Raw genomic sequence first — 22,227 nt, forward strand, 5'->3', positions numbered from 1 at the left:
AGCCAAGGTCCATCCATGACCGCCGAGTTCGATTTCAAGGCCTATCTCGGCAAGGCCAAGGACACCGTTGAAGCAGCGCTTGACGACTCCCTCGGACCTGAACGGCCCGAGTCGTTGCGGGATGCCATGCGTTATTCGCTTTTGGCAGGTGGCAAGCGTCTGCGCCCGATTCTTTGCCTTGCGGCCTGTGAATTGGCGGGTGGTGAAGCGAAGCATGCGGTGCCAACGGCGGTCGCCCTCGAGATGATTCACACCATGTCGCTGATCCACGACGATCTGCCGGCGATGGACGACGACGATGTGCGCCGGGGGCGTCCCACCAATCACAAGGTGTATGGGGAAGCCGTGGCGATCTTGGCCGGTGATGCGCTGCTGACCCGCGCCTTCGAAATGGTGGCTTTGCGCAGCCCGGGAGTTCCAGCGGAGCGGCTGCTCAAGGTGGTGGGTGAACTCTCACTGGTGGCCGGAGCACCGGGACTGGTGGGGGGCCAGGTGGTGGATTTAGAGAGTGAAGGGAAGCAGGTGGATCTCGAGACACTCGAGTACATCCATCTCCATAAAACCGGTGCGCTGCTTAGTGCCTGTGTGATCACCGGTGCGTTGATTGGCAATGCAGACGACACCTTGATCACGGCGCTGCGCACCTATGCCCGCGGCATTGGGTTGGCGTTTCAGATCATTGACGACATCCTCGACATCACGGCGAGCAGTGAGGTGCTCGGTAAAACCGCCGGCAAGGACCTGCTGGCCGATAAGACCACTTACCCCAAGCTCTTGGGTTTAGAGGAGTCGAGGAAGCGGGCGGATGATTTGGTGCGAGAGGCGAAGGAAGCTCTGCAACCCTGGTCAGAGCAAGCGATGCCTCTCCTGGCCTTGGCCGACTTCATCACCAGCCGCGATCGATGATCGATCCCTCCCCCTCCCACGCGGTGTTGCGTGAATTTTTCGATAACAGTGCTTTGGCCTGGGGGCTGGTCGCCTGTGGGGTGGCTCAGCTCTCGAAACTGCTGATCGAATTAATCGTCCATCGCCGCTGGCGCCCAGCGGTTTTGGTGGAAACAGGGGGGATGCCTTCCAGTCACTCCGCTCTTGTAACCGGGACGGCTGCTTGCATTGGCTGGACCCAGGGCTTTGACCACCCAACCTTTGCTTTGGCAACCGTGGTGGCGTTTGTGGTGATGTACGACGCCAGTGGTATTCGCCGCGCTGCCGGATACACCGCTGAACGCGTCAATGCTTTACCGGCAGACCTCTGGCAAGACCCCTATGAGAAGCCGTTGAAGGAAAGCCTCGGCCATAGCCGTCTTCAGGTGCTTGTGGGCAGCATGGTGGGACCTGCTATTGCCCTGCCAGGTCTTGTGCTGGTGGGGTCTCCGCTGCATCTTGCAGCCGCAATCAGCACCGCTATCGGGGCTGGGTTGGGGTGACCGCCACTGCGGAACTCACGGCGGATCAACAGCAGGCGGCGGATGCTTTTTCCACCTGGTTGGCCACCCCTGCCGATGGAACTCCCTTTGTTCTGAGTGGATTTGCTGGGAGTGGCAAGACGTTTTTGTCGATGCGCCTGTTGCGTCAGGTGGAGGCCACCGGCTTGTGTTGGACCGTCGTCGCCCCCACCCATAAGGCCGTGGGGGTGCTGCGTCAGGCCCTAGAACTCGAAGGGTTGCAACCCACCTGGTATCCCTCCACCATCCACCGCCTCCTGCGGCTGAAGCTCAAACGCTCGGGTGATGTCGAACTCTGTGAGCCCACCGAGCAAACGGGAATGGCTCTCGAGAATCTTGGCTTGGTGCTGATCGATGAAGCCTCGATGGTGGACAGCACCCTGTTGGGGATTGCCCTGCAATGCGCCCATCCCTTTAAAACCCGTTTGGTGTTTGTTGGGGATCCAGCGCAGCTCCCACCGATTGGGGAGGAGAACAGCCCGGTGTTCGCCATGCAACGGCGCAGTGGAGCGGTCTTGCAGCAAGTGGTCCGTCATCAGGGGCCTGTGCTGCAGCTCGCCAGCCGCATACGGGAGGGCGTGCTGCCGTGCTTGTCCCCACCCCTCCTGCAGCCGATCCGTAATGAGCAAGGGCAGGTGCGCTGTCTGCCCCAAAAGGAATGGTTGAACCAAGCCCGCCAATCGTTGAAGGCGGCCTCTCAACAGGACAATCCCGATGCCGCTCGCATTCTTTGCTACACCAATCGCACCCTCGAGCGGCTAGTGCCCCACGCGCGTCGGGCGATCCATGGCGACATGGCGGATCAGATGCCCGTATTGCCTGGCGAAGTGTTGATTAGCCGCACCGCGGTGATGGCCCCAGCCTCCCGGGATGGAGAAGAAGCCGGGGAAGAGCCCGACATGGTGCTGGGATCCAACCGAGAGGTGGTGGTGCTGGATGTGACGCCTGAATCCTGCGATTTGCTGGATTTCGGTTTAACGGAGATGAACGGAGGGGTGCCCGTGATTGAAACGCTGTCGGCCAAGGTGAGCTCCGGTGATCTCGAGCTCACGCTTCGGTTGCAGCCCCCTGTTGGCAGTGCGGCGCGCCTGGAATTGGATGGCGTCATGCAGCGGTTGCGGCAACAGGCCAAAGACGCCGGTAAAAAAAATGGGCGCAGCATTTGGAGGCAGTATTTCCTCGTTCGCGATGCCTTTGCATCCCTCGGGCCCGCCGCTGTTTTAACGGTGCATCGCAGCCAGGGCAGCAGCTTCGGTGAAGTCTTTGTGGCGCCTGATGTGTTCCGTGCTGATCCGCGCATCCGACAACAGCTTTGCTACGTCGCAGTGTCGCGGGCGCGGACCGGCGTGTGGATGATTGGTGGAACGTCATCGCCAGAGACCACTTCGGCGTGGACCAAAGCCTTTTCAACGTTTTCTGATTGAGGATCAGGCTTGGCTTAACGCAGGGCAAGCCCGGTGATGCCTTGCCAACTCAGGTAGCCACCTAGGCCCAAGCTCACGCTGCCCACCACCAATTCCCCACGGTTGAGCAGGGTGGTTTTTCCTTGCTGCAACATCGGCAAAACGCTTTCCCGCCCAAGCAAAACCGCCACCAAAGGCAGTAGCAACAACACGCTGGCCGACAGGCTGAACACCAGGCTCGACGCGATCTCCCCCTGCAGGCTGAGTCCTTGGGCAAGAATCACTCCGGCGGTTTTCGCGAAGAGCAGCAGGTCGTCTGGGCTGATGATTTCGGTGGCACTGCTGATCAACAGCAGTAGCGGCAGGGGCAGGGCGGCAAAGCGATCCACACTTCGGCTCCAACCTGGGGGGCCGTCTTGATTGAGCCAACTGCGGATCAGCTCCCGTCCCCCGAGGGCGACTAAGGCTCCGCCTGCGATCAGATCAAGCCCGGTGCGGTGTTTGGATCCATGGCTCATGTCCAGCAAAAGGCCGTGCCCCAGGGTGAGCAATCCGAGCACCACCAGGGCACTGGTGAGCCACCAACCCATCACAAACAAACCGCCGCGTCGACGTGGTGCATCCCCCAGCAACAGCAGCAGCAACAACACCAAATGGATCGGTGATAAGGCCACACCAATGCCGTAAGACACCAATTCCGTCCAGATTTTTGGATCATTCATGCGGGGTGCTTGGCGTCGGGGCATTCCAGCGCGCAAGGGTCCGGGTCTCCCGTTCCCAGCCCAAAATGCTGATCGTTCCAGTTCCTAGCTGGAGCAGTCGCCCCCCAGCAGCTCCAAGTCCCAGCCAGGTCCCGGCTAGGGCTCGCAAGCTATGGCCATGGGCAAATAGGGCGATATCCCCCGGCTCAGGAATCGTCAGCATCGTGTCGATGGTCTGTTCACTGCGCCGCTGCACTTGGTCCACCTGCTCCCCATTCGGACATCCATGGGTCCAGACGCTCCAAGTGGGCTGCTGATGCCGTATTTCGGCAGTCGTGATTCCCTCGTAATCGCCATAGTTCCATTCGGTCAACGACTTGCAGATCTGCATCTGTTCGCCCAGCCCACTGAGAACACAGGTGCGACGGGCCCGTTGCAGGGGTGAGCTGAACACTGCGGCGAAATGCTGATTGCTGAGGATGGGGGCCAGGGCTCTGGCCTCTGCTTCTCCTTCCGGCAGCAGTGGAAGATCGGTGACGCCGGTGTGTTGACCACGAAGAGCCCATTCCGTGGCGCCATGCCGGAAGAGCCACAGTTGGCGCTGCATCACTTGGCGCTTCATCACTTGGCTCGACATCTCAGCCATGGGTGGGGTCGAGACGCTGTCATAGATGAAGAATCAGGGCGGCCAAGCCAATGCTGACGCCCAAGCTCACTACCCCAATGACGCCTCTCCAAAAGGCTTTTTCTTTGGTGTTGAACGGGTTATTCACGGCGTTTTATTCACGGCGTTGGGGAGGTGGACTCTTGTGACACGTAAGGAAAGGTTTGACTGATCGGGCGATTTAGTTGATGCAAGGGCTTGTCGTAATGCGACTCCGCCACAACGCTGTATCGACGGCCAATGATCAAGGCCTGTTCGAGGTCGGCTTCACAACTTCGTAGGCCAGTTTGAATCCGGCGTGGCTGGGATGCAATGCGATGCATGGGCGGGGTGAGGGCGGTGAAGACTCCCTCTTGCTGACGCCAGGCCTGACAGGCCGTCAGCGCTTCAACGGCACCGTCGTAGCTGCTTTGCGGTGTTTGCTGACGGGTGCTCATCGCCTCGATTCCGATCAACGGCAATGTTGAGAGGACCAAAACCATTGCGAAGCGAACCACAACCTTCAAGCGCAGTGCTGTGTTCTTTCGCTAGCCAGGTCATCGGTAGAGCTCCACCCGCCTTCCAATTGTTTTTCTATCCCTGTTTCAATTCGCGTTTTAGTAACGCACTTCAAACCAGTCGTCCCCCCGCACTGGCATCTGGCATGGTTTCACCCGTTTCACTTGAGCCCCAAGCGGTCCCTTTTCGCACCAGGCCCTCAGTTCTGCAAGAGCAATGGGTGGGCCTTCCGCCTGCACTTCAACACTGCCGTCCTGCAGGTTCCGAACCCATCCCTTGAGGCCCATATCCAAAGCACGACGGCTGCAGCTAGCTCGAAATCCAACGCCCTGCACTTGGCCTTGAATAATCCAGCGCCAGCGCTCCACAAATGGTTGTGTTCGCGTTGGCTGCTGTCGGCTTACAAAACGCCTGGCAATGATCTCGCTTCGGTTGCGAGTGCGGCGCGCCATCGGAAGCAAATCGTCGAACAACTGGCCCAATGCAGGTGTACCCAGCTCGCGTGCAACGTCCGTTTGTTCCATCCTTCCGGACGTTGGCTCACTCGCCAGCCATCAATCTCCCACAGCACGGATCCGTCGTCTGCCCCTCTGGAGTCGACCAATTCCCAGCGGTGAAATTCATGGCCGGTGAACTGTTCGCCTTGCTTCACCAGCAACCCATCACCCCGGGGTTGCAGGCGGCGATATCCCACCTGCAGTCGGCCGCGGCGAGCTTCAAAGGGAAGCACATTGGCCATGGGATGGGTGTTGCCATCGAGATCGCTGAGGTGCCGCCCGAGCAACAACATGCCGCCACATTCGGCATAGACCGGGCGCTGATGGCAAAACTGGCGGAGCGAGTTGAGGCTTTTGATGGCCTGGCTGATCTGGGCGGCGTGTTGTTCCGGGAACCCCCCTGGGAGGATTAAACCCTTGGCCTCCTTTGGAATCGCCTCATCGGCCAGAGGGCTCCAGGGCACAGCGGGCATCCCCAGGTGCTCCAATAATTCGCCCGTTTCGGGATAGCGGAAATGGAAGGCGGCATCAGCCGCCACGGCCACAGGCAGAGATGGACCACGGCCTGGTGGGATGTCTGCGAACACCGAAGGGCCCGCAGCAGGGGCCCGCATCAAAGGCGCCAGGGTGCTCAGGTCGAGATGCTGTTCGGCCAAGTCGGCCCAGGCTTGCCGCCGTTGCGCCAAATCGTCTAGCTCGTGGGCTGGAGCCAGTCCCAAATGTCGGCTGGGTAGTTGCAAGGCATCTGTTCGAGGCATGCAGCCCAGCAGGGGTACGCCGAGTCGGTCCAGTACGTCCTGCAGCAGGGCGCGATGTCGATCGCTGTTCACACGGTTGATCACAACGCCCGCGAGGTTGAGCCTTGGGTCGTGATCTCTGAATCCACGCACGAGTGCCCCAAGCGAGGCTGCTTGGCCACCGGCATCCACCACCAAAACCACGGGGAGAGTGAGAAGCCGAGCGATCGCGGCTGTACTGCCTTCCTCCGTACTGCCAATGCCATCGAAGAGTCCCATGACGCCTTCGATGAGAGCCATGGAGCCGTTCCCGCCATAGCCATGGAAGGCTTTACGCACCCATGGCTCCCCGCAAAGATTGAGATCGAGGTTGCGGCAGGAACGCCCCGCCGCCTCACTCAGCAACTGCGGGTCGAGGTAATCGGGCCCCACTTTGAACGGTTGAACCGACTCACCGCGTGCCCGAGCCCAGCTCAAGAGGGCAAGGCTGATGAGGGTTTTGCCGCTGCCACTGGCCGGTGCGGCAATCACAACGGCCATGGTGTGCTCCCTAAATCAACCCAGCAACTTGGCCGCCAGCGGTGCCGCCGCCGCCAGGAGCGGGTTGGTGCTGTCGTGGCCACCGCCGAGCAGTCGGGCTACGTCCATTTCAGGAGTGGCGTGTTGCACGGGAACGATGTCTTCGTGCAAGTCGAGGTTGGCCATGCCGCCCCCTTCTAAACGCATGCATCCGCCTGAATCAGCGCAGAGGATTACACAGACCCCTTTGCCGTTATCGGGTTGGCAGATCAGTCGCATGCCCACGATTTGTCCGGCATGAACATTGGGTTGCCCCACGGGTACGCCCATCAAGTGGACGTTCACAGCAGTTCCATCGGGGCGATGGAACTGGGCGGTGGTTTCCTCATCGATCGTTTTGGCCGAATCGAGCGTCCACCCCAGTCGGTCTGCAATCCAGGCCGCCAGCAGAAGCCCCTGCGCTGGATGGTGCCCTTCCACATCGATATCCAATTGGGTGACGTGACTGAGGGCATCACGGCGATCCGGCGGATCAAACACCATGGCCAAGGTTTCACGCCAGCTGCGCAGCCGTAGCCAGTTCAGATCATTGACGGCCTGGCCAGATTCGACGCGTTGGCGCAGCACCTCGAGGCACTGGCGGGGTTGGCCCACGGCGCTGTCGATGATGAGTCGACGGGACGTGCAGGCGACGCGAGCCATCAGCTCAGGGGCTTCATCGAGGAAGCCGTTCCACCAAACCCATGTCGGCATCGATGCTGGGAGAAGGGGCTCAAGGATTGTCATCCCGTCTTGAAGGGCCGCATCGCCTCCCCTCAGTACCACCACGTCGCCGCATGCTGTGGTCCCGCCACCCTCTTCCGGCAGGGGGCAGTAGGCCGCAACGAGGGTTTCAAGACCCTTGCTGGGTGCAACCGTTGGCGCCAAGGTGATCAACCGGCGTGGCATCAGTGCGCTGAGCGCAGGATCGATGTACTGCCCCCGTAGGTCTTCTGCCGTGGCATCACCCTGCAATCGGGCGACGGCCTCGATGACAGCCCCGTCGAGAGGGGGAGTGCTGAGGGGGAGATCGGCCTCTGTGATCGCCTGCCGCCCCGCAGCAATCAAATCACTGGTTTGTTGGCCAGTAATGGGTCCTTTTAGACGTCCACTTCGCACCAAATGTTGTTCTGCCCAGGCGGGTTGCCAAATCAACAGGCAAAAGGTTGATGCCCCGGTGCCGGTGCTGCCCTGTTGTTCTGGTGACCAGAGCTGTTCGAGGTAGGTGGGTACCTCCGAGGGGACCAGTTCCAGAGGGGTCTGCAGGGTGAGCTGGGGAGACATGGTGCGGAGGGTGCGTGAACAGAGATGGGAAAGGAAGAAAGAGACTTAAGGCCGTCGCCAAAGCAACCCGTCACGGGCGAGCAGAGCATCGGCGGCGGCTGGCCCCCAGGTGCGCGATTCGTAGGGATGGATCGGCAGTTGCCAGGGGCTGTCTTCAATCAGCTCGAGCAGCGGTGTGTACAGGCGCCAAGCCGCTTCCACCTCGTCGGCACGGGTGAACAGGGTTGGGTCGCTGAGCATGGCATCGGCCAGCAAGCGCACATAGCCCTCATCAGAGGGCTCTCCAAACGACTCGTCGTAGGAGAACTCCATGTCGATCGGCCGACTGCGCATGCCAGAACCTGGAGACTTCACTTCGAAGCGGAATTCGGCACCCTCATCCGGTTGGATGCGCAAAATCAGCTGGTTCGCGGTGGGTCCTCCGGTTGCAGCATCAAAAAGGTGCACAGGGGCTTCCCGGAAGGTGAGCACCACTTCACTGAGACGTTTGGCGAGTCGTTTGCCCGTCCGGACGTAGAAGGGCACCCCCTGCCAGCGCCAATTGTCGATGAAGAGCTTCATCGCCACATAGGTCTCGGTGGTGCTGTTCGGTTCAACCCCTGGCTCCTGGCGATATCCCGCAAGAGGGTTGTCCTTCGTTCCGCCGGGGCCATATTGCCCGCGAACACAGCAGTTCCACGGCTCAAGTTCGTCTGCGAGATGGGCAGCTTGCAGCACCTTGGCTTTTTCATTGCGGATCGCTTCGGGGTCAAACCGCCCCGGGGGTTCCATCGCTGTGATGGCCAACATTTGGGTGAGATGGTTTTGCACCATGTCCCGCAGGGCCCCAGAGCTTTCGTAGTACCCCGCACGTTCTTCCACGCCAACGGTTTCGGAGGCGGTGATTTGGACGCTCGAGATGTAATTGCGATTCCAGATTGGCTCGAAAATGGTGTTGGCAAATCGCAGCACCATGATGTTTTGGACGGTTTCCTTGCCGAGGTAATGGTCGATGCGGAAGATCTGATTTTCTTGACCGCAGGTTTGAACCACCTTGTTCAAGGCTTGTGCACTGCCGTAATCACGTCCAAAGGGCTTTTCGATCACAACGCGGCTGCGTTTGGGATCCTTCAGAAGGCCTGCATCGGATAGGGCACGACAACCGCTTGCATAGAAATTGGGAGACACCGAGAGGTAGAAGGTGCGATTGCTCCGAGTGGCGCACTGTTGATCGATCAGTTCAAGGCGTCCGCCGAGCCGCACGACATCCTCTGGTTTTTGCAGGTCAACTGGTTCGTAAAACAGCTTGCCGACGAATTGATCCCACGCCGCTGGATTCTCTGCAATGCGGGGGGCGAGTGCTTCAGCCATTTTTCCCCGAAACACGTCATCGGTCCAAGGGCGACGGGCGCAACCCAAAAGAGCGAATTCACTGGGGAGTCGGCGTTGTTTGAACAGTTCGAACAACGCCGGCACAAGTTTGCGGTGGGTTAAATCGCCGCTGGCTCCAAAAATCACCAAACATTGCGGTGCAATGACCCGTTCCTGTCGAAGTCCAACGCGGAGCGGATTGGTGATCGTGGCGACCATGGAGCTCAGGCTTCTGTCGAAGGTTTAGACGCGGAAGAGCCGATGCACACTGCTCAGCAGAATCTCGTCTGGGTTTGATGTGGGTTTTGTGATCAACCCAAAAAAAAAGCTCATCCCGAAGGATGAGCAAAACGAGCTTTGAACCGACTTTGGGCTTAATAGGTTTCGACGTGCCAACGGTCGGCTTTCTTGAGTTGCGGACGCAATTCCTTCCAGTCCAAGCCCTTGGCGGCAGCGGCAGCAGACATCGCTTCATCGATGCCTGGCTCCATGCCCCGAAGACCGCACATATAAACGTGGGTTTTGGGGTCTTCGATCATGGCGAAGATTTCATCGGCATGTTCTGAAACGCGATCTTGGATGTACATCCGGCCGCCTTTGCTGTTCTGCTCTTCCCGACTGATGGCCTTGGTGTAGCGGAAGTTGTCGGGATATTCCTTCAGGTAGTTATTGAAATCGTCGTCGTAGAGAAGGTTGGCTGTTTTGGGAGCACCCATGAACAGCCATGCTTTGCCCTTGAACGACCAACCATTGGCTTTGCGCTCCTTCGACTCGAACATGCGTCGTAGGTAGGTGCGCATCGGAGCAATACCAGTGCCTGTGGCCAACATGATGATGTTGGCGTCTTCGTCTTCAGGAAGGAGCATTTCCTTGCCGACCGGTCCTGTGATTTTGACCTTGGTGCCCGGCTCGATGTCACACAGATAGCTGGAGCAAACGCCGTAGATCTGTTCACCGGCTTCGTTTTTGTATTCGAGCTGGCGAACACAAAGGGAAACGGTGCTGTCGTTGTAGCTGTCGCCGTGGCGTGTGCTGGCGATGGAATACAGCCGCAGCTTGTGAGGTTTGCCGTTGGCGTCGTTTCCTTCGGGAATGATGCCAATGCTCTGCCCTTCGACGTATTCCAGCTGAGGTTCGCCACCAGCTAAATCGAAGGTGATGTGCTGAACCCGGCCGATGGCACCGTCCGTCAGCAGGGAATAGTTTTCGGTCACCGTGCCCATGAACGGAGTCTTGGGTTTGTAGGTGTTAACCGGAACGTTGGCGTGGGGCTTCTTCTTCGGGGCGCTAGACGTCACGGCTTTTTTAGAAGGTTTGGAGGTGGCTTTTTTGGGAGGGGCGCTCGGGGCGGCCACAGGGGCGGCAGGAGCAGGAAGGTCCTGACTTGCCGCAGTCACTGAAAGAATTCTGGCTCCAGACGCCGTGATTTGCTTAAAAGTTGTGGAAAGCTGGCGAAGTGGCACGGTGTAGCTCTGCACCACGGTCGGGCGGGAGCCTGCCTGACGACCGCTGGCAACAACAGTGAACAGGCCTGACGTGGTGTGACCTGACGCTGCTTGAGACACCCGCATTGTTTAACCCACTTTTTTGGTGGCGCGACTATAGGCGTGGCGGATGTTTTTGCACACTTTCATTGTCATTTTCCATAGAAAACGATGAACTTAAGAAGTCCTCCTTAAGATCACCGGATCTGACCCCTCCATCGGCATCGGTATTGGTTCTTCCTCAGGCGATGTTTCGACGCGATCCCAGCGCCAGCTCCTCGCTCGAGAGCGAAGCGATCGAACAGACCATGGAACGCCTTCCCCAGGGGGTTCGGCGCCTCGCTGCTCAACTCAGAACTCCCCTAGAAATTGATGAGCTTTGGGAGGTTTTGACCGATTACGAAAATCTCTCGAAATTTATTCCGAACCTAAGTTCAAGCCAGTTGGTGCATCGCGAAGGTCACACTGTCCGATTGCAGCAAGTGGGAAGCCAACAATTGTTGGGTCTTCGATTTTCAGCGCAGGTGCAACTCGAACTCACTGAATTCCGCTCCGAAGGTCTGCTCAGTTTCAAGATGGTGAAGGGTGATTTTCGTCGTTTTGAAGGCGCTTGGCGCGTGAATGAGCTTGCCGACGGTTGCTCTCTCGTTTATGAACTCACGGTTCAAGGCTGTATTGGTATGCCAATTGCTTTGATCGAAGAACGGCTGCGCGACGACCTCTCGAGCAATCTGCAAGCCGTGATGATGGAAGCGAAACGACGTCGCGGTTGAAGCGTCAACATTCATTCGTTCAGCAAGGGCCATAAAAAAACTCCCCTGAAGGGGAGTTTTTTTATGGAATTGGATGAGCGTTTCATCCAGTTCTTCAGTAGCCCCAAGGGGATTCGAACCCCTGTCGCCTCCGTGAAAGGGAGGTGTCCTAGGCCTCTAGACGATGGGGCCATGAACGTGATCGGAAGGTCGTTTGAACTCCCACACCTTGTGAAATTACGGGTCAGCCTGACCCTCCGTCAAGACGGCCTGACCCCATTCCTGTCCTTGGCCCTGCCAGATCGGCACGGTGAAGGTGAAACAAGCCCCCTCCTCTGGTTCAGAGACCACCCAAATTCGTCCCCCGTGGACTTCGACAATCCGACGGCATACGGACAAACCCACTCCAAAGCCAGTGGTTCGGTCTGAGGTTTGCGGTAATCGCACACGATCGAGAAAAATTCGTTGCTGCTCTTCATTCGGAATACCAGGTCCGCTGTCACAGACGCTCACTTCGACCCACTGATTGGTTCTGTGAAGCATGGAGAGCGCGATATGGCCTCCATTGCCGGTGTATTTCAGGGCGTTTTCCAGCAAATTGAGCAACACCTGGCGCATGCGCCGTTGATCGGCAAAAACCTTGGGCAAGTCGCTGGGAATATCGGTTCGAATCTCTACATTCCGACCGAGCCAAAGTTTTTCTAATTCCAAGATCACCTCCGCCGAAACGCTTGCAAGGTCGAGCCGTTGAGGATTGAACAGCGTTTCCCATCGCGTGGTGCCAACTTCGAGGAGATCTTTCGAGAGCGCTTCCATCTCTTCCAGGCGTCGGGTGACGACGTCTTGGAATCGATCCATGTCGATTTGCCCGAGGCGTTGGCTCTGCAGCGCTAACGCAGCGGCGGTTAAGGGTGTGCGCAGCTCATGGGCCACCATGCGCAGAAGGCGTTCCTGGGCATGAATCCTGTCGATCAGGGTTTCGTTTTCCTGACGGAGAACCAGCAGCTGATCCTCCAGTTGAAGTTCCTTTTGGGTGCGGCTGCCGTCCAGTTCCGTTGGCCGCAAGCTGAGGCCAAGGCCGCTCACTACGCCGTCCTGCTTCCAGCGCGGCACCCAGCCTTTGAGCTGTTGAAGGATGTTGCTCCCAGCAAACACCTGTTTCGGTGAGGGCTGAAGCTTGATTAGCGCTGGTGTGACCACCAGTCGGTGCAGCTCCAAAAGCTCCGGTTGTTGGGTGGGGTCTGCAACTTGAAGCGTGACTTCAAAGCCGAGATCCTCCCGTTCCAAGTAATGCACCAAGCCGCGCAAATCTTGCCCGGAAAGTTGATGACGGGCGGCCACCAGCAGCAGCTTCAGCTGCTGGCGACCTTTAGGACCGTCATCGACCACGGGGTATCCCGCCTCAAAACCGATACTTACCTTATGGGTTTTTGACTAGACCGCCATCCCGGCTAAGACGTTGTTGTACACCCAGTTGCGTCAACGTCGCGGTCCATGTCGCTTTTTTCCGCGCAAAACCGCGTTCCTCTGGTCGTCCCGACAGCTCATCAAGCGTCAACGCCGATTCAGATGGACACCAGCTTGCGTCGCTGGTTTGGGCGCAATCTTGGCTTGTGGCGCTCGCGTCGTCAGTACACCTTTAGTGACGACCAGGTTCTTCATTTAGATATGAACCTGAAAATGGAAGCCTTCGCTGAGCCCGAGGTGGGCGAAAGCCGCTACCGCTTTAGTTGGTGGCCTGAGGGGCAAGTGTCGGAAGCGTTCTTTGAAAGGAAGCCCTGGTACGAGCGTGAAGGGGTGATGGAGGCAACACTTTGGGGGCATCAGCTTCAACGCAGCCGCGGTTACCTCAACGGCGATCCTGTGCGTACAACGCTTCGCCAGGTTGACGAGCACGAAACAATTCTCGAATCGCATTACCAGCAGTGGGACATCCTTGAGCACATTCGTTTGCTCGATCAAGATCGTTATCGCTACCGGGCGATCTACACGTGGGATAGCGGTGTGCTCGCGATTGTTGAACATCACCATGAAATCCGCCAATCAGACGCTTTTCCTCCAATCGAAGAGGGTTGAGCTTCTGAGTGTTTAAAGCTCTTGATTCATTGGTTTAAAAAATATTTTGGTGTTTATGGCATTGATTTGGTGCCAAATTTTTCTTTAAATCGAAGATTTCGATACTCAAAATTTCTCTTTTCTCTTGGAAATTGTTAAGAGGAAGCAACTCATTTCTGGACGAACGCGTCATCGGGATCGTTTCTGTTCAACCAAGTTCGCCTTGGATCAAAAAACCGTTTCCTGAATGCTGTTCGATGTCCGGTTCATCAACCTGGACCATGGACCAGCGCTCTCTGAGTTGGATGGGCGATGATTGCTCTAGATCAATGAGTCAATTGAACTCAAAAGCATATTTTTGGCTCACAGCAGCCTCCCTTCAAGCATCTGTTCTTCTTGGTGGAGCTGCATTGGCTCCATCGGCGGTTGCACAATCCAAGGCAGGATTGCCTGTCACCAAAAGTGAGTTGTTGACATATTCTTCGATGTCCGTCGTCACCTTCTGCGAAGCGAGGTCGCTGGAAGTGGAATTTGTGAAAGCGGTGCGGGTGAGTATCGCTGCCGAGGTGTTCACGGTTTTCCAGAAGCACGGCGGTAAAGCAGCTGAGCTAAAGACTCCCCTAGATGAAAAGCAATTTATTGCATCATCGCAATTCAGATTGGTCGGCAATGCGTTGAGGGCTTGCCCCAAGTTTGTTCCTGCCGAGCAGAAGAAGAAGTTCGACACAATGCTTGAGCAACTCAAGAAAAATAATCAGTAAATTGGTTTTAAGAGCCTGACCGGCTTTCCTATAACTTTGATGATGTCTAAATAAATTTTTTATACATCCATAGTATTCATTTTCTATGCGCAAATTGATAATCATTTTTATTATCAATCGGTAGTCGTCGATTCTTGATCGGACTGGTCATGATGGTCTCGGTTTATTCCAATTGCATCAATGGCAGCTGTTGCACCCATCCGCTTAGCGGATTACACGCCTTGGGCTTTCCAACTGCCTGTCATTGAACTCAACGTTGATGTCCAGTCGAATCATGTTGTTGTTAGCAGCCGGTTGGAGCTGACGCCGCAGTCTGCAGGCGCTCCACTTCTTCTGCGGGGTGTCGATCTCACGATTGAGAGTTTGGCCATCGACGATGTTCCTTTGGAACCGTCTGAATGGTCCTATCGGGAGGGTCTCCTCACCATCAACAAGACCCCGGCGCAGCCTTTTGTGCTGGCGACGCGCTGTCGGATTGATCCGTACAACAACAGTTCCCTTGAGGGTCTTTACGCCAGCTGTGGCTTGCTCAGTACCCAATGCGAGGCGGAGGGCTTCCGCCGAATCAGCTTGCATCCCGACCGGCCTGATGTGTTGAGCCAATGGCGGGTGCGGATTGAAGCGCCGCGAGGCAGTTGCCCGGTCTTGCTTAGTAATGGCAACCCCATTGGCACAGAAGCTGTCGGAACTGATCGCCATGCCGTCACTTGGGACGACCCATTTCCAAAACCTTCCTATCTCTTTGCTCTTGTGGCTGGTGATCTAAGGGAGATTCGCGATCGTTACACCACCTCGTCGGGGCGCGACGTGGCATTGCGGCTTCACGTTGAGGCCGGTGATGAAGCGTTCACGGCCCATGCCATGGCATCGCTGAAACGATCGATGGCTTGGGACGAATCGGTTTACAACCTGGAATATGACCTTGATGAGTACAACATTGTCGCTGTGCGTCACTTCAACATGGGCGCAATGGAAAATAAAAGTCTGAATATTTTTAATTCGAAGCTGGTCTTGGCAGATGCAGAAACGGCGACAGATGCTGAATTGGAGCGGATCGAAAGTGTTATTGCCCATGAGTATTTTCACAACTGGAGTGGTAATCGGATCACTTGTCGAGATTGGTTTCAACTATCCCTTAAAGAAGGCCTTACCGTCTTCCGTGATCAAAGTTTTACGGCAGATCTACACTCAGAGTCGGTGAAACGAATTGAGGATGTTTCGATGTTGAGAAACACTCAGTTTCGTGAGGATGCCGGCCCAACGGCTCATCCTGTTAAGCCCGCTGAGTATCAAGCAATCGATAATTTCTACACAACAACGATCTACGAAAAGGGTGCGGAGTTAATTCGCATGCTGCACACACTTCTGGGTGAAACCCGGTTCATGCGCGGTATGGCCACTTATGTCAGTCGCTTTGATGGAACGGCAGCAACCACGGAAGATTTTGTCCAAGCCATTGCCGATGGGGCCTGCGCCGATGGACAGCCCCTTGGCTTTGATCTGGCGAAGTTTCGTCAGTGGTATCACCAAGCGGGTACGCCGCATTTGGAGGTGAAGCGCTCCTGGGACGACGCCCTTGGGCAGATGACAGTGCAGATGAAGCAGTCCACCTCTGCGACCCCCGGTCAGCCGGAGAAGCAACCATTGGTTCTGCCACTGGCGATGGCGTTGGTGGGACCCGAGGGTCGTGTTGGCGACGAGGCCTTGGTGGTGATGGATGGCGACACGATGACTACCACCCTTCAAGGGCAGCCCAATTCTCCGGCTCCGGCGCTGTCATTTTTGCGTCGTTTTTCGGCTCCGCTGATCGTTCAAATGGATCAGTCGTTGCAGGAAAATCTCCAGTTGTTTTCGGCCGACGACGATCCTTTTTCGCGCTGGGATGCGGGCCAGCGCCTTGCTCGGCAAGTGCTCCTGGCGCGGGCTCAGGGTGGATGTGATCAGGCGGTGGAAGCGGCTCTGATCGAGGCGATGCAGCAGCGCATCACGGCCGGCCAGGCCACGGATCGAGCCGATTTAGCAGCGCTGTTGTCGTTGCCGGGTATGGCTGAACTGGAAGCCCTCCAGAGCCCTGTCGACCCACTAGCCCTATACGACGCCATGCGTTCTTGGACCGCCGAGCTTGGGCGCCAGCTTCAGGTGCCGTTGCGCCAGGTGTTGTCAGTTGTGCGTCACGATTGGCCGCTGGCATGGCCCGCCGGTCAAGGCGGTCGAGCCTTGACCGGCTTGGCTTGGCGCTGGCTGGCAGCGGCGGGTGATGAGGAGGTTCGTCGTGAGGCACTTCAGGCGGTGTCTGGCTCGTCGATGACTCTGGCGCGGTCTGCTTTGAGGGCCCTGCAACCCCTAGAAGTGGAGGAGCGAGATCAGGCATTGGCCTGTTTCTACGACCGCTGGCAAAACAAGCCGGTCATCCTTGATGCGTGGTTTGCCCTTGAAGCATCCGCCCCAAGGCTCAACGGATTGGAGCGCGTTCAGCAACTGTTGGAGCATCCCCGTTTTGATCCCCTTGCGCCGAATTCACTGCGTGCTGTTTTGGGTGGTTTCACCGCCAATGTCACCACCTTCCATGCCGTTGATGGCAGTGGCTATCGGTTTATGGCGGAACAAGTGGCTGCTGTCGACGCGCGCAATCCGATTACGGCGTCTCGCATGGCCAAGGTCTTTAGCCGCTGTGGAAGTTACGGGCCTGAGCGTCAGCGGGTGATGCGGGAGGCGATCAACCTATTGGCCTCCTATCCCCTCTCCGCCAATACGGCTGAAGTGGTGCAGTTGCTCAACCCATGAGTACAACAATCAGGATGACAACGATCACTAAACCCACAAGCCAGCGCCAGCGTTGTTGGCGAGATCGTCCAGATGGGCGAGCTGTAGAGCGGCTCGGCCGAGTCCCCGCTGCTAACCCGCAGGACTGGCAGACCAGTCGACCTGCCATCGAGCGATCGGCGCGAAAGCGACGACTTCCACAGTTCTGGCAAACGCTTGTAGCCACGACCCCTGTTTCCGTTAGCCATCCAGCATGACCGGCAGCGTCACCCTTCATGGCTGAGTTGTTGTCTATTAATCACACCATTGGTTCAAGGTGCAGGTCAACCGAACCACACCACACACAAGTCGCCCCGTCCTTAGGAGGGTTTTCAGTGGTTGCCCTGCGTGAGATTGATTGTTTTTTACAGGATATATTGTTGACTTGGAATAGTATTTTAGAAGCGAAAAATTTTCATGCATTTTTCATTTTTTTGGTGCGTATTTTCTCTCATTTGCTTGCAAAACGTTTTTAACGCATAAGTGCCATCAACTCGGTTGATTTTGATTGTTGTTTGATGCGAATCGTTGTATTCCCCCTGGTGTGGATTTTCAGTTGTAACTCATTCCCCCTTTAGATTGAGGTTGGAATTTGCTGCTTTCGTCAGCCCAGGTTATGTTTTCTTCAAGGGGATTAATCAAGAAAGCATGTTTTCCTTTTTCAATGTAGTTATGGATATTCTTGAAGTTGTACTTCCAACTGATGTGTACTGAATGTGCATTTGATTGTTCCGTTGTTGACAACTTTGCAAGGACAGCGAGAAGTTTTTCGTTGATTGAACCAACCGGTGCTCGCTATTTTGATGCTGGCTTTCTTGGCTGAATCCGAAGACTACTGCTTTCATCCAGGTTGCCACCCATCAACAGATTCGCTCCTGCATATCGATTGCCCACTCGTTTCGCGTGTTCGGCTAAGGGGCGGGTTTCACTGTCGCCATGAGTCAGAGGGACTGGCGAAAGTTATGTCATCTTCAAAACTTTTCAAATGTCAACTGAAATCCGTAACTGGGATGTTGTTGCTAAAGCAATGGAAGCAGCCGGAGCCACTTCAAGCCAGATGTACATCCGTGCGAAAGCATTGGCTGAGGGAAAACTCGATCCAATGCCAACAAGCTTCCCTGAGGCTCCTTACAGCATTTCTGCTGTGGCTGGCTGAACATTCAAAAAAGAGCCTCACATCTGTGAGGCTTGACTTATTAAATCAATGAATACCAAGCAAGCCGTCCATCAGTATTTGATCCGCTACAAAGATGTTGAAGGTAAGAGCTATGAACAAAGTTTGTGTGCCTCCAATGCAATGGAAGCTCGTCACTTAGTCATGGAGAGTATTTCCGGCCTAGATCAAAGACCAAATCTAATTCGTGCCATTCTTAAGGCTGATTAAATTAGTTTCTCAGGTGTTACTCAATTGATAGTGATTAAGACAATCCCGATCGGGATTGCTACTCGCTAAGGGCTCCGCCTCTCCATCTTTGTGGTGTATGACGCTCTGGTTTTTTGGTGATTGCTTCAGCGCCTTTGGCGAGCTGCTCAGGTGCAGTTTTGACGAGGGATTTGTGCTCTGGGGATGGGTTTGCCATGAGTGGATTTGCCTATGGGCGTAGCTAAGAGCCCCATTGGGAGTTCTTCAAGTAAAACGTTACCCAGCTTTATGTGCAGGCGTTGCTGCATAGCTCATGCAAGCGACATGTATGCATCAACGGATCGACTTTGATCGTGATGCCTTGATTGTTTAAAAGCTTTGAACATCTGATCAATCTCGCCGGCAATCAGTTCACCCCTGCGCCGCAACTATTGGGTGGGATTGTTCCGGAACGGCATGGTTGATGCCCGCTCAGAAAAGGTTTCCAGGCTATGGATGAGCCCCAGCCTCTAAGACCCCACAGCCTGCGCTTGCGAAAGATACCCTTGCTGAAGTAGTACAGATGTACTAAACATGAGGTGCGGCGATGGAGGAATGGAGTTTTGTCGATGAAAGGGAATTGCAGGGCTGGAAGGGCGCCTGCCTTTGCATCACCTGCCAACACTTCGCCTATGGGGTGGACCAGCACTGCCGGACGATTCTCGGATGCAACGTGAGGCAGAAGCAGTTGCCCCAGGGCGACCATCTGACAAAGAAATGCAAGCTATGGGCACCGACTTGGCAGAAGGAAATGGGATGGGCACCCGAGGCAGGTTGATCGGTCGGCCGTGATCCCTGGCTGGAGTGCGCCCGTTATCGCTCCGCTCCGGAGCCCCTCAACCCGGTGGCACGGCTCAACGGTTGAAGCATAAAAAGTCCATGCTGGCGTTAACAACATCATTTGTTGTCAACGCTGTTGCCCACAAGGTCATGAAAGCACCAGAAGCACTGTTACGCCGTCTCGCTCAAACGCCAGATACGGCACACGGTTCAAGGCGGTTGGCGGTGGTGATGGGGCAATTAGGCGATTTTGATTCCTTGGAATACGCCCAGGTGCTCGTCCCCCGGATGGATTCTTTGCGAAACCAAGGCGTCACCGTTCAGGTGTTCGCCATTGGTGACGCCGCCGGGGCGGATCGCTTTTGTGGATTTACAGGTTTTCCCCGCGAGCAACTCCAGGTTGACCCTGCTCCAACCTTGCATGAGCAATTGGGCCTTGAGGCAGGATTGACGACGCCGGGTGGGCCTTGGCCCGGTTTTTTATTGATGTGCGCTGGTATTGGTTCTCCAGGGACCCTGCAGGAGGTGTTTCGCGGTTACACGGGCGATCGTCAGGCCCCGCAACTGTTCGCTGACGAGGACCTGGTGCAGGCCTCGCCTCTGCCGTCTTTTCGCGGAAGGATGTTCCGCCGGGCCGGTGGTGATGGTTTCCAGAGACCATTTGAATTGGCGACTTGGCGACTGAGAAATATGAATGAAGTGCTTGGAAACTGGCGCACCTATGTGCCTTGTGATGACTTCATTGCCCAGCGTGGGGCTACTTATTTATTAGATAGTGATGACACATTGTTATATCAACACCGCGATAAAAGCTTGCTGGGTTATTCCGAAACGATGGCAACACCATTGGCTTTTTTGGATCAATACCTCTAACGGTTCAGTAAAGATGCTCCGTTGGTGTTGAAGACTTAAGTCGCCTTGGGGTTGTCGTTGCCTTGGGTCCAAGCGGCGATAAGGCCAGCCATGAATCCTCCAGCGTGGCCAACCCAGCTCACCCCCGCTGGGGAGATCCCTGGAATCAAGGCCATGATTGCTGATCCGTACAACCAAAATGCCACCAGGCTCAACACGATCGGCAGAATTTTTTTCTCAATCCAACCAATCAATAAGAGATAACCGAGCAGCCCATAAATCACGCCAGAGAGTCCATGGCTTCGGGTGGGCCACAACAGCGCGATTGGTACATTCATCACCAGAACTGCCACCCAGACAGACAGGTAATCCCTAACCCCTCGGGTGAGCACCAACCAGCTCAGAACGAGAAAAATCACACTGTTGGACAGTAAATGCCCAAAGCCAGAGTGGCTAAACGGAGCGCTGAGAACTCCCCACCACGGCAGACCTGGACCCATTGGCAGATTCCAGTTGCCAGAGAAGAGCACTTGGTCGAAAACTTCCTGAGCCCAGGCCAGTCCCAGCAACAGCACTGGCAGGAGAAATCGCCCGCGCATCAATCAGAAGAAGCGACCACAATGATGATTCCACCGCACAGGGATTGGTGAAGGACAGCGTCGATGTCCTCGTGATTGGAAGTGGCATTGGAGGGCTCTGCTGTGCGGGGCTCTGTGCCAAATCGGGTCGGGATGTGTTGGTGCTTGAAGCTCATCAACAGCTAGGCGGAGCCGCCCATGGTTTTCAAAGACAGGGCTATCACCTTGAGTCGGGTCCATCCCTGTGGAGTGGCCTAGGGCGCTGGCCAAGCAACAACCCCCTAGCTCAAGTGCTGCGGGCCCTGGGCCAGACCTTGGAGGTTGTTCCCTACAGCGCTTGGGATGTGCTGCTCCCCGAAGGTGATCTGAGCGTTGCCGTCGGCAATGACGGTTTTGAAGCCGTTGTGGGGCAGCTGCGGGGTTCCGCCGCTGTGGAGGAGTGGCGGCGATTCATGGAGGTGTTGCGTCCGATTGCTGCGGCGGCTGATGCGTTGCCGCTCTTGTCGATGCGGCCTGGTGTGGACGGGATGGCCCAACTGTTGCAGCGTGGAGGGCGGTTACTGCCACATCTCCGGGCGATGCGACACCTCGCCGGTGCCTTTGGGCCGTTGGTGGATCGACATCTCCAGGATCCGTTCCTTCGCCACTGGGTGGACTTGCTCTGCTTCCTGATCAGTGGGATGCCGATGGGCGACACCAATGCCGCTGCGATGGCCACCTTGTTTGGGGAGTGGTTTCAGCCCGAGGCCCATCTCGACTATCCCCTCGGTGGTAGTGCCGCGGTGGTGGATGCCCTAGTGAAGGGCCTTAAGGAGCACGGCGGCAGCCTTCGGACCGGCGTCACCGTGCGATCTCTTCTGTTGGACGGTGATCGTGTTGTGGGGGTGGAGTTGCAGAACGGGGAGCAGATTTCTGCACAGCGCGTTGTGAGCAACGCCGACATCTGGAGCACGCTGGCGATGCTCCCAGATGGCGCCGCTGAGGCATGGCAGCGTCAACGCGTAGAGACGCCTCGTTGCAACAGCTTTTTGCATCTTCATTTGGGTTTTGATGCCAGCGGTTTGGCTCCCCTGCCCATCCACACGGTGTGGGTGGACGACTGGAACCGGGGAATTGCCGCTGAGCGCAATGTCGTGGTGTTGTCGGTCCCTTCTGTCCTCGATGCCTCGATGGCTCCTGCCGGACGCCACGTCTTGCATGGCTACACCCCAGCCAGCGAGCCTTGGTCGTTGTGGCGTGAGCACACCCGTGGCACGCCGGCCTATGACGCGTTGAAACAGGAGCGGTGCGAGGTGTTTTGGCATGTTCTAGAGCGAACGATCCCCGATATTCGTGACCGCTGCGATCTGGTGATGGAGGGCACACCCTTGACCCACAGCCATTTCTTAAATGTGAGCGAAGGGAGCTACGGGCCAGCACTTTCCGCAGCGAAGGGCTTGTTCCCTGGGGTGACGACTCCACTCGAGAATCTGTGGCTTTGTGGTGCCAGCACCTTCCCCGGGATTGGCATCCCCCCCGTCGCGGCGAGCGGGGCCATGGCAGCCCACGCCATCTTGGGTGGCCAGGCTCAGACGCGTTTGCTGAAGGAGTTGGGGATCTGAGCGGACAGGTTGCGTCATAACCT

General features: G+C 56.5%; 24 protein-coding genes and 1 tRNA gene. 13 read left to right on the forward strand and 12 right to left on the reverse strand.

Annotated elements, in window-relative coordinates; all coding sequences use genetic code 11:
* Positions 1 to 15 precede the first annotated feature (15 nt).
* Genes crtE through SYNCC9902_RS03740 form a run of 3 tightly spaced genes read left to right on the forward strand, consistent with a single transcriptional unit; the run spans position 16 to position 2,869 of the window.
* Entirely contained in the window at positions 16 to 906 is an 891-nt protein-coding gene (gene crtE, locus SYNCC9902_RS03730; protein ID WP_011359547.1) for a geranylgeranyl diphosphate synthase CrtE, read from the forward strand.
* On the forward strand, positions 903 to 1,427 hold the full coding sequence (locus SYNCC9902_RS03735) for a divergent PAP2 family protein (RefSeq protein ID WP_011359548.1): 525 nt from the start codon (positions 903 to 905) through the stop codon (positions 1,425 to 1,427). Before crtE ends, SYNCC9902_RS03735 begins: the two co-directional genes overlap by 4 nt.
* A complete protein-coding gene (locus tag SYNCC9902_RS03740; protein ID WP_011359549.1) occupies positions 1,424 to 2,869 on the forward strand; it encodes an ATP-dependent DNA helicase in 1,446 nt (481 codons plus the stop codon). The genes SYNCC9902_RS03735 and SYNCC9902_RS03740 overlap by 4 nt, the downstream gene beginning before the upstream one ends.
* A gap of 14 nt (positions 2,870 to 2,883) precedes the next feature.
* On the opposite strand, the gene SYNCC9902_RS03745 is transcribed toward SYNCC9902_RS03740, so the two are convergent.
* From SYNCC9902_RS03745 to SYNCC9902_RS03780, 8 genes are all read right to left on the reverse strand, one after another.
* Complete coding sequence (locus SYNCC9902_RS03745) at positions 2,884 to 3,570, reverse strand: GAP family protein (protein ID WP_011359550.1); 687 nt, start codon at positions 3,568 to 3,570, stop codon at positions 2,884 to 2,886.
* Positions 3,563 to 4,195, reverse strand: coding sequence for a histidine phosphatase family protein (locus tag SYNCC9902_RS03750; RefSeq protein WP_011359551.1), 633 nt, complete (start codon positions 4,193 to 4,195; stop codon positions 3,563 to 3,565). Before SYNCC9902_RS03750 ends, SYNCC9902_RS03745 begins: the two co-directional genes overlap by 8 nt.
* Before the next feature lie 137 nt (positions 4,196 to 4,332).
* Positions 4,333 to 4,710, reverse strand: a complete 378-nt coding sequence (locus SYNCC9902_RS03755) for a hypothetical protein (protein ID WP_232179261.1) — start codon at positions 4,708 to 4,710, stop codon at positions 4,333 to 4,335.
* 99 nt (positions 4,711 to 4,809) lie between these two features.
* Entirely contained in the window at positions 4,810 to 5,163 is a 354-nt protein-coding gene (locus SYNCC9902_RS03760) for an acylphosphatase (RefSeq protein WP_011359553.1), read from the reverse strand.
* Entirely contained in the window at positions 5,112 to 6,485 is a 1,374-nt protein-coding gene (locus tag SYNCC9902_RS03765; RefSeq protein ID WP_011359554.1) for a cobyrinate a,c-diamide synthase, read from the reverse strand. Before SYNCC9902_RS03765 ends, SYNCC9902_RS03760 begins: the two co-directional genes overlap by 52 nt.
* Positions 6,486 to 6,500: 15 nt before the next feature.
* The gene (locus SYNCC9902_RS03770) at positions 6,501 to 7,787 is read right to left on the reverse strand and encodes a glucose-6-phosphate dehydrogenase assembly protein OpcA (RefSeq protein ID WP_011359555.1); all 1,287 of its coding nucleotides are present in this window, start codon (positions 7,785 to 7,787) and stop codon (positions 6,501 to 6,503) included.
* 45 nt (positions 7,788 to 7,832) lie between these two features.
* Entirely contained in the window at positions 7,833 to 9,356 is a 1,524-nt protein-coding gene (zwf, locus tag SYNCC9902_RS03775) for a glucose-6-phosphate dehydrogenase (RefSeq protein WP_011359556.1), read from the reverse strand.
* 155 nt (positions 9,357 to 9,511) lie between these two features.
* Entirely contained in the window at positions 9,512 to 10,708 is a 1,197-nt protein-coding gene (locus SYNCC9902_RS03780) for an FAD-binding oxidoreductase (protein ID WP_011359557.1), read from the reverse strand.
* 161 nt (positions 10,709 to 10,869) lie between these two features.
* On the opposite strand from SYNCC9902_RS03780, the gene SYNCC9902_RS03785 reads away from it, so the two are divergent.
* Positions 10,870 to 11,394, forward strand: a complete 525-nt coding sequence (locus tag SYNCC9902_RS03785; protein ID WP_011359558.1) for an SRPBCC family protein — start codon at positions 10,870 to 10,872, stop codon at positions 11,392 to 11,394.
* 98 nt (positions 11,395 to 11,492) lie between these two features.
* Here the strand turns inward: SYNCC9902_RS03785 and SYNCC9902_RS03790 are convergent.
* Both SYNCC9902_RS03790 and SYNCC9902_RS03795 read right to left on the reverse strand, forming a co-directional pair.
* Positions 11,493 to 11,565: transfer RNA gene (locus tag SYNCC9902_RS03790), tRNA-Glu, on the reverse strand.
* A gap of 45 nt (positions 11,566 to 11,610) precedes the next feature.
* Positions 11,611 to 12,762, reverse strand: a complete 1,152-nt coding sequence (locus SYNCC9902_RS03795; RefSeq protein ID WP_011359559.1) for a histidine kinase — start codon at positions 12,760 to 12,762, stop codon at positions 11,611 to 11,613.
* 105 nt (positions 12,763 to 12,867) lie between these two features.
* Between SYNCC9902_RS03795 and SYNCC9902_RS03800 the strand changes: the two genes are divergently transcribed.
* The 3 genes from SYNCC9902_RS03800 to pepN all read left to right on the forward strand — a co-directional run bounded on the left by SYNCC9902_RS03800 (position 12,868) and on the right by pepN (position 16,973).
* The gene (locus SYNCC9902_RS03800; RefSeq protein ID WP_011359560.1) at positions 12,868 to 13,449 is read left to right on the forward strand and encodes a hypothetical protein; all 582 of its coding nucleotides are present in this window, start codon (positions 12,868 to 12,870) and stop codon (positions 13,447 to 13,449) included.
* A gap of 284 nt (positions 13,450 to 13,733) precedes the next feature.
* A complete protein-coding gene (locus SYNCC9902_RS03805; RefSeq protein ID WP_156771059.1) occupies positions 13,734 to 14,189 on the forward strand; it encodes a hypothetical protein in 456 nt (151 codons plus the stop codon).
* A gap of 180 nt (positions 14,190 to 14,369) precedes the next feature.
* Positions 14,370 to 16,973, forward strand: a complete 2,604-nt coding sequence (gene pepN / locus SYNCC9902_RS03810; protein ID WP_011359562.1) for an aminopeptidase N — start codon at positions 14,370 to 14,372, stop codon at positions 16,971 to 16,973.
* On the opposite strand, the gene SYNCC9902_RS03815 is transcribed toward pepN, so the two are convergent.
* Positions 16,963 to 17,229, reverse strand: coding sequence for a hypothetical protein (locus SYNCC9902_RS03815; protein WP_011359563.1), 267 nt, complete (start codon positions 17,227 to 17,229; stop codon positions 16,963 to 16,965). The genes pepN and SYNCC9902_RS03815 overlap by 11 nt on opposite strands.
* Between SYNCC9902_RS03815 and SYNCC9902_RS12405 the strand changes: the two genes are divergently transcribed.
* The 5 genes from SYNCC9902_RS12405 (at position 17,228) to SYNCC9902_RS03830 (ending at position 20,046) form a co-directional block, all read left to right on the forward strand.
* Positions 17,228 to 17,467: a hypothetical protein gene (locus SYNCC9902_RS12405; protein WP_011359564.1), complete on the forward strand. Its 240-nt coding sequence runs from the start codon at positions 17,228 to 17,230 to the stop codon at positions 17,465 to 17,467. The two genes, SYNCC9902_RS03815 and SYNCC9902_RS12405, sit on opposite strands and share 2 nt — an antisense overlap.
* Before the next feature lie 551 nt (positions 17,468 to 18,018).
* Positions 18,019 to 18,147: a hypothetical protein gene (locus SYNCC9902_RS12925; protein WP_255346191.1), complete on the forward strand. Its 129-nt coding sequence runs from the start codon at positions 18,019 to 18,021 to the stop codon at positions 18,145 to 18,147.
* Positions 18,148 to 18,195: 48 nt separating this feature from the next.
* A complete protein-coding gene (locus SYNCC9902_RS03820; RefSeq protein ID WP_041424874.1) occupies positions 18,196 to 18,375 on the forward strand; it encodes a hypothetical protein in 180 nt (59 codons plus the stop codon).
* Positions 18,376 to 18,940: 565 nt separating this feature from the next.
* Positions 18,941 to 19,171 (forward strand): hypothetical protein, encoded by a 231-nt coding sequence (locus SYNCC9902_RS03825; RefSeq protein ID WP_011359566.1) that lies wholly within the window; start codon positions 18,941 to 18,943, stop codon positions 19,169 to 19,171.
* 152 nt (positions 19,172 to 19,323) lie between these two features.
* Positions 19,324 to 20,046, forward strand: coding sequence for an AhpC/TSA family protein (locus tag SYNCC9902_RS03830; RefSeq protein WP_041425328.1), 723 nt, complete (start codon positions 19,324 to 19,326; stop codon positions 20,044 to 20,046).
* A 35-nt stretch (positions 20,047 to 20,081) separates the two neighbouring features.
* On the opposite strand, the gene SYNCC9902_RS03835 is transcribed toward SYNCC9902_RS03830, so the two are convergent.
* A complete protein-coding gene (locus SYNCC9902_RS03835) occupies positions 20,082 to 20,624 on the reverse strand; it encodes a rhomboid family intramembrane serine protease (RefSeq protein ID WP_011359568.1) in 543 nt (180 codons plus the stop codon).
* A 47-nt stretch (positions 20,625 to 20,671) separates the two neighbouring features.
* On the opposite strand from SYNCC9902_RS03835, the gene SYNCC9902_RS03840 reads away from it, so the two are divergent.
* Complete coding sequence (locus SYNCC9902_RS03840; RefSeq protein WP_011359569.1) at positions 20,672 to 22,204, forward strand: phytoene desaturase family protein; 1,533 nt, start codon at positions 20,672 to 20,674, stop codon at positions 22,202 to 22,204.
* Positions 22,205 to 22,227 lie beyond the last annotated feature (23 nt).

Origin of the sequence: Synechococcus sp. CC9902 (assembly GCF_000012505.1) — a bacterium.
In the GTDB taxonomy this organism is placed as follows: domain Bacteria; phylum Cyanobacteriota; class Cyanobacteriia; order PCC-6307; family Cyanobiaceae; genus Parasynechococcus.

Coding starts and splice junctions, on each gene's coding strand:
- SYNCC9902_RS03830 (WP_041425328.1), top strand. CDS start 19,324: ATGAAAGCACCAGAAGCACTGTTACGCCGTCTCGCTCAAACGCCAGAT.
- crtE (WP_011359547.1), top strand. CDS start 16: ATGACCGCCGAGTTCGATTTCAAGGCCTATCTCGGCAAGGCCAAGGAC.
- SYNCC9902_RS03770 (WP_011359555.1), bottom strand. CDS start 7,787: ATGTCTCCCCAGCTCACCCTGCAGACCCCTCTGGAACTGGTCCCCTCG.
- SYNCC9902_RS03800 (WP_011359560.1), top strand. CDS start 12,868: ATGTCGCTTTTTTCCGCGCAAAACCGCGTTCCTCTGGTCGTCCCGACA.
- SYNCC9902_RS03745 (WP_011359550.1), bottom strand. CDS start 3,570: ATGAATGATCCAAAAATCTGGACGGAATTGGTGTCTTACGGCATTGGT.
- SYNCC9902_RS03820 (WP_041424874.1), top strand. CDS start 18,196: ATGAATACCAAGCAAGCCGTCCATCAGTATTTGATCCGCTACAAAGAT.
- SYNCC9902_RS03765 (WP_011359554.1), bottom strand. CDS start 6,485: ATGGCCGTTGTGATTGCCGCACCGGCCAGTGGCAGCGGCAAAACCCTC.
- SYNCC9902_RS03750 (WP_011359551.1), bottom strand. CDS start 4,195: ATGGCTGAGATGTCGAGCCAAGTGATGAAGCGCCAAGTGATGCAGCGC.
- SYNCC9902_RS03835 (WP_011359568.1), bottom strand. CDS start 20,624: ATGCGCGGGCGATTTCTCCTGCCAGTGCTGTTGCTGGGACTGGCCTGG.
- SYNCC9902_RS03805 (WP_156771059.1), top strand. CDS start 13,734: ATGGGCGATGATTGCTCTAGATCAATGAGTCAATTGAACTCAAAAGCA.
- pepN (WP_011359562.1), top strand. CDS start 14,370: ATGGCAGCTGTTGCACCCATCCGCTTAGCGGATTACACGCCTTGGGCT.
- SYNCC9902_RS12405 (WP_011359564.1), top strand. CDS start 17,228: ATGGCTGAGTTGTTGTCTATTAATCACACCATTGGTTCAAGGTGCAGG.
- SYNCC9902_RS03825 (WP_011359566.1), top strand. CDS start 18,941: ATGGAGGAATGGAGTTTTGTCGATGAAAGGGAATTGCAGGGCTGGAAG.
- SYNCC9902_RS03785 (WP_011359558.1), top strand. CDS start 10,870: ATGTTTCGACGCGATCCCAGCGCCAGCTCCTCGCTCGAGAGCGAAGCG.
- zwf (WP_011359556.1), bottom strand. CDS start 9,356: ATGGTCGCCACGATCACCAATCCGCTCCGCGTTGGACTTCGACAGGAA.
- SYNCC9902_RS03780 (WP_011359557.1), bottom strand. CDS start 10,708: ATGCGGGTGTCTCAAGCAGCGTCAGGTCACACCACGTCAGGCCTGTTC.
- SYNCC9902_RS03735 (WP_011359548.1), top strand. CDS start 903: ATGATCGATCCCTCCCCCTCCCACGCGGTGTTGCGTGAATTTTTCGAT.
- SYNCC9902_RS12925 (WP_255346191.1), top strand. CDS start 18,019: ATGGAAGCAGCCGGAGCCACTTCAAGCCAGATGTACATCCGTGCGAAA.
- SYNCC9902_RS03815 (WP_011359563.1), bottom strand. CDS start 17,229: ATGAAGGGTGACGCTGCCGGTCATGCTGGATGGCTAACGGAAACAGGG.
- SYNCC9902_RS03760 (WP_011359553.1), bottom strand. CDS start 5,163: ATGGCGCGCCGCACTCGCAACCGAAGCGAGATCATTGCCAGGCGTTTT.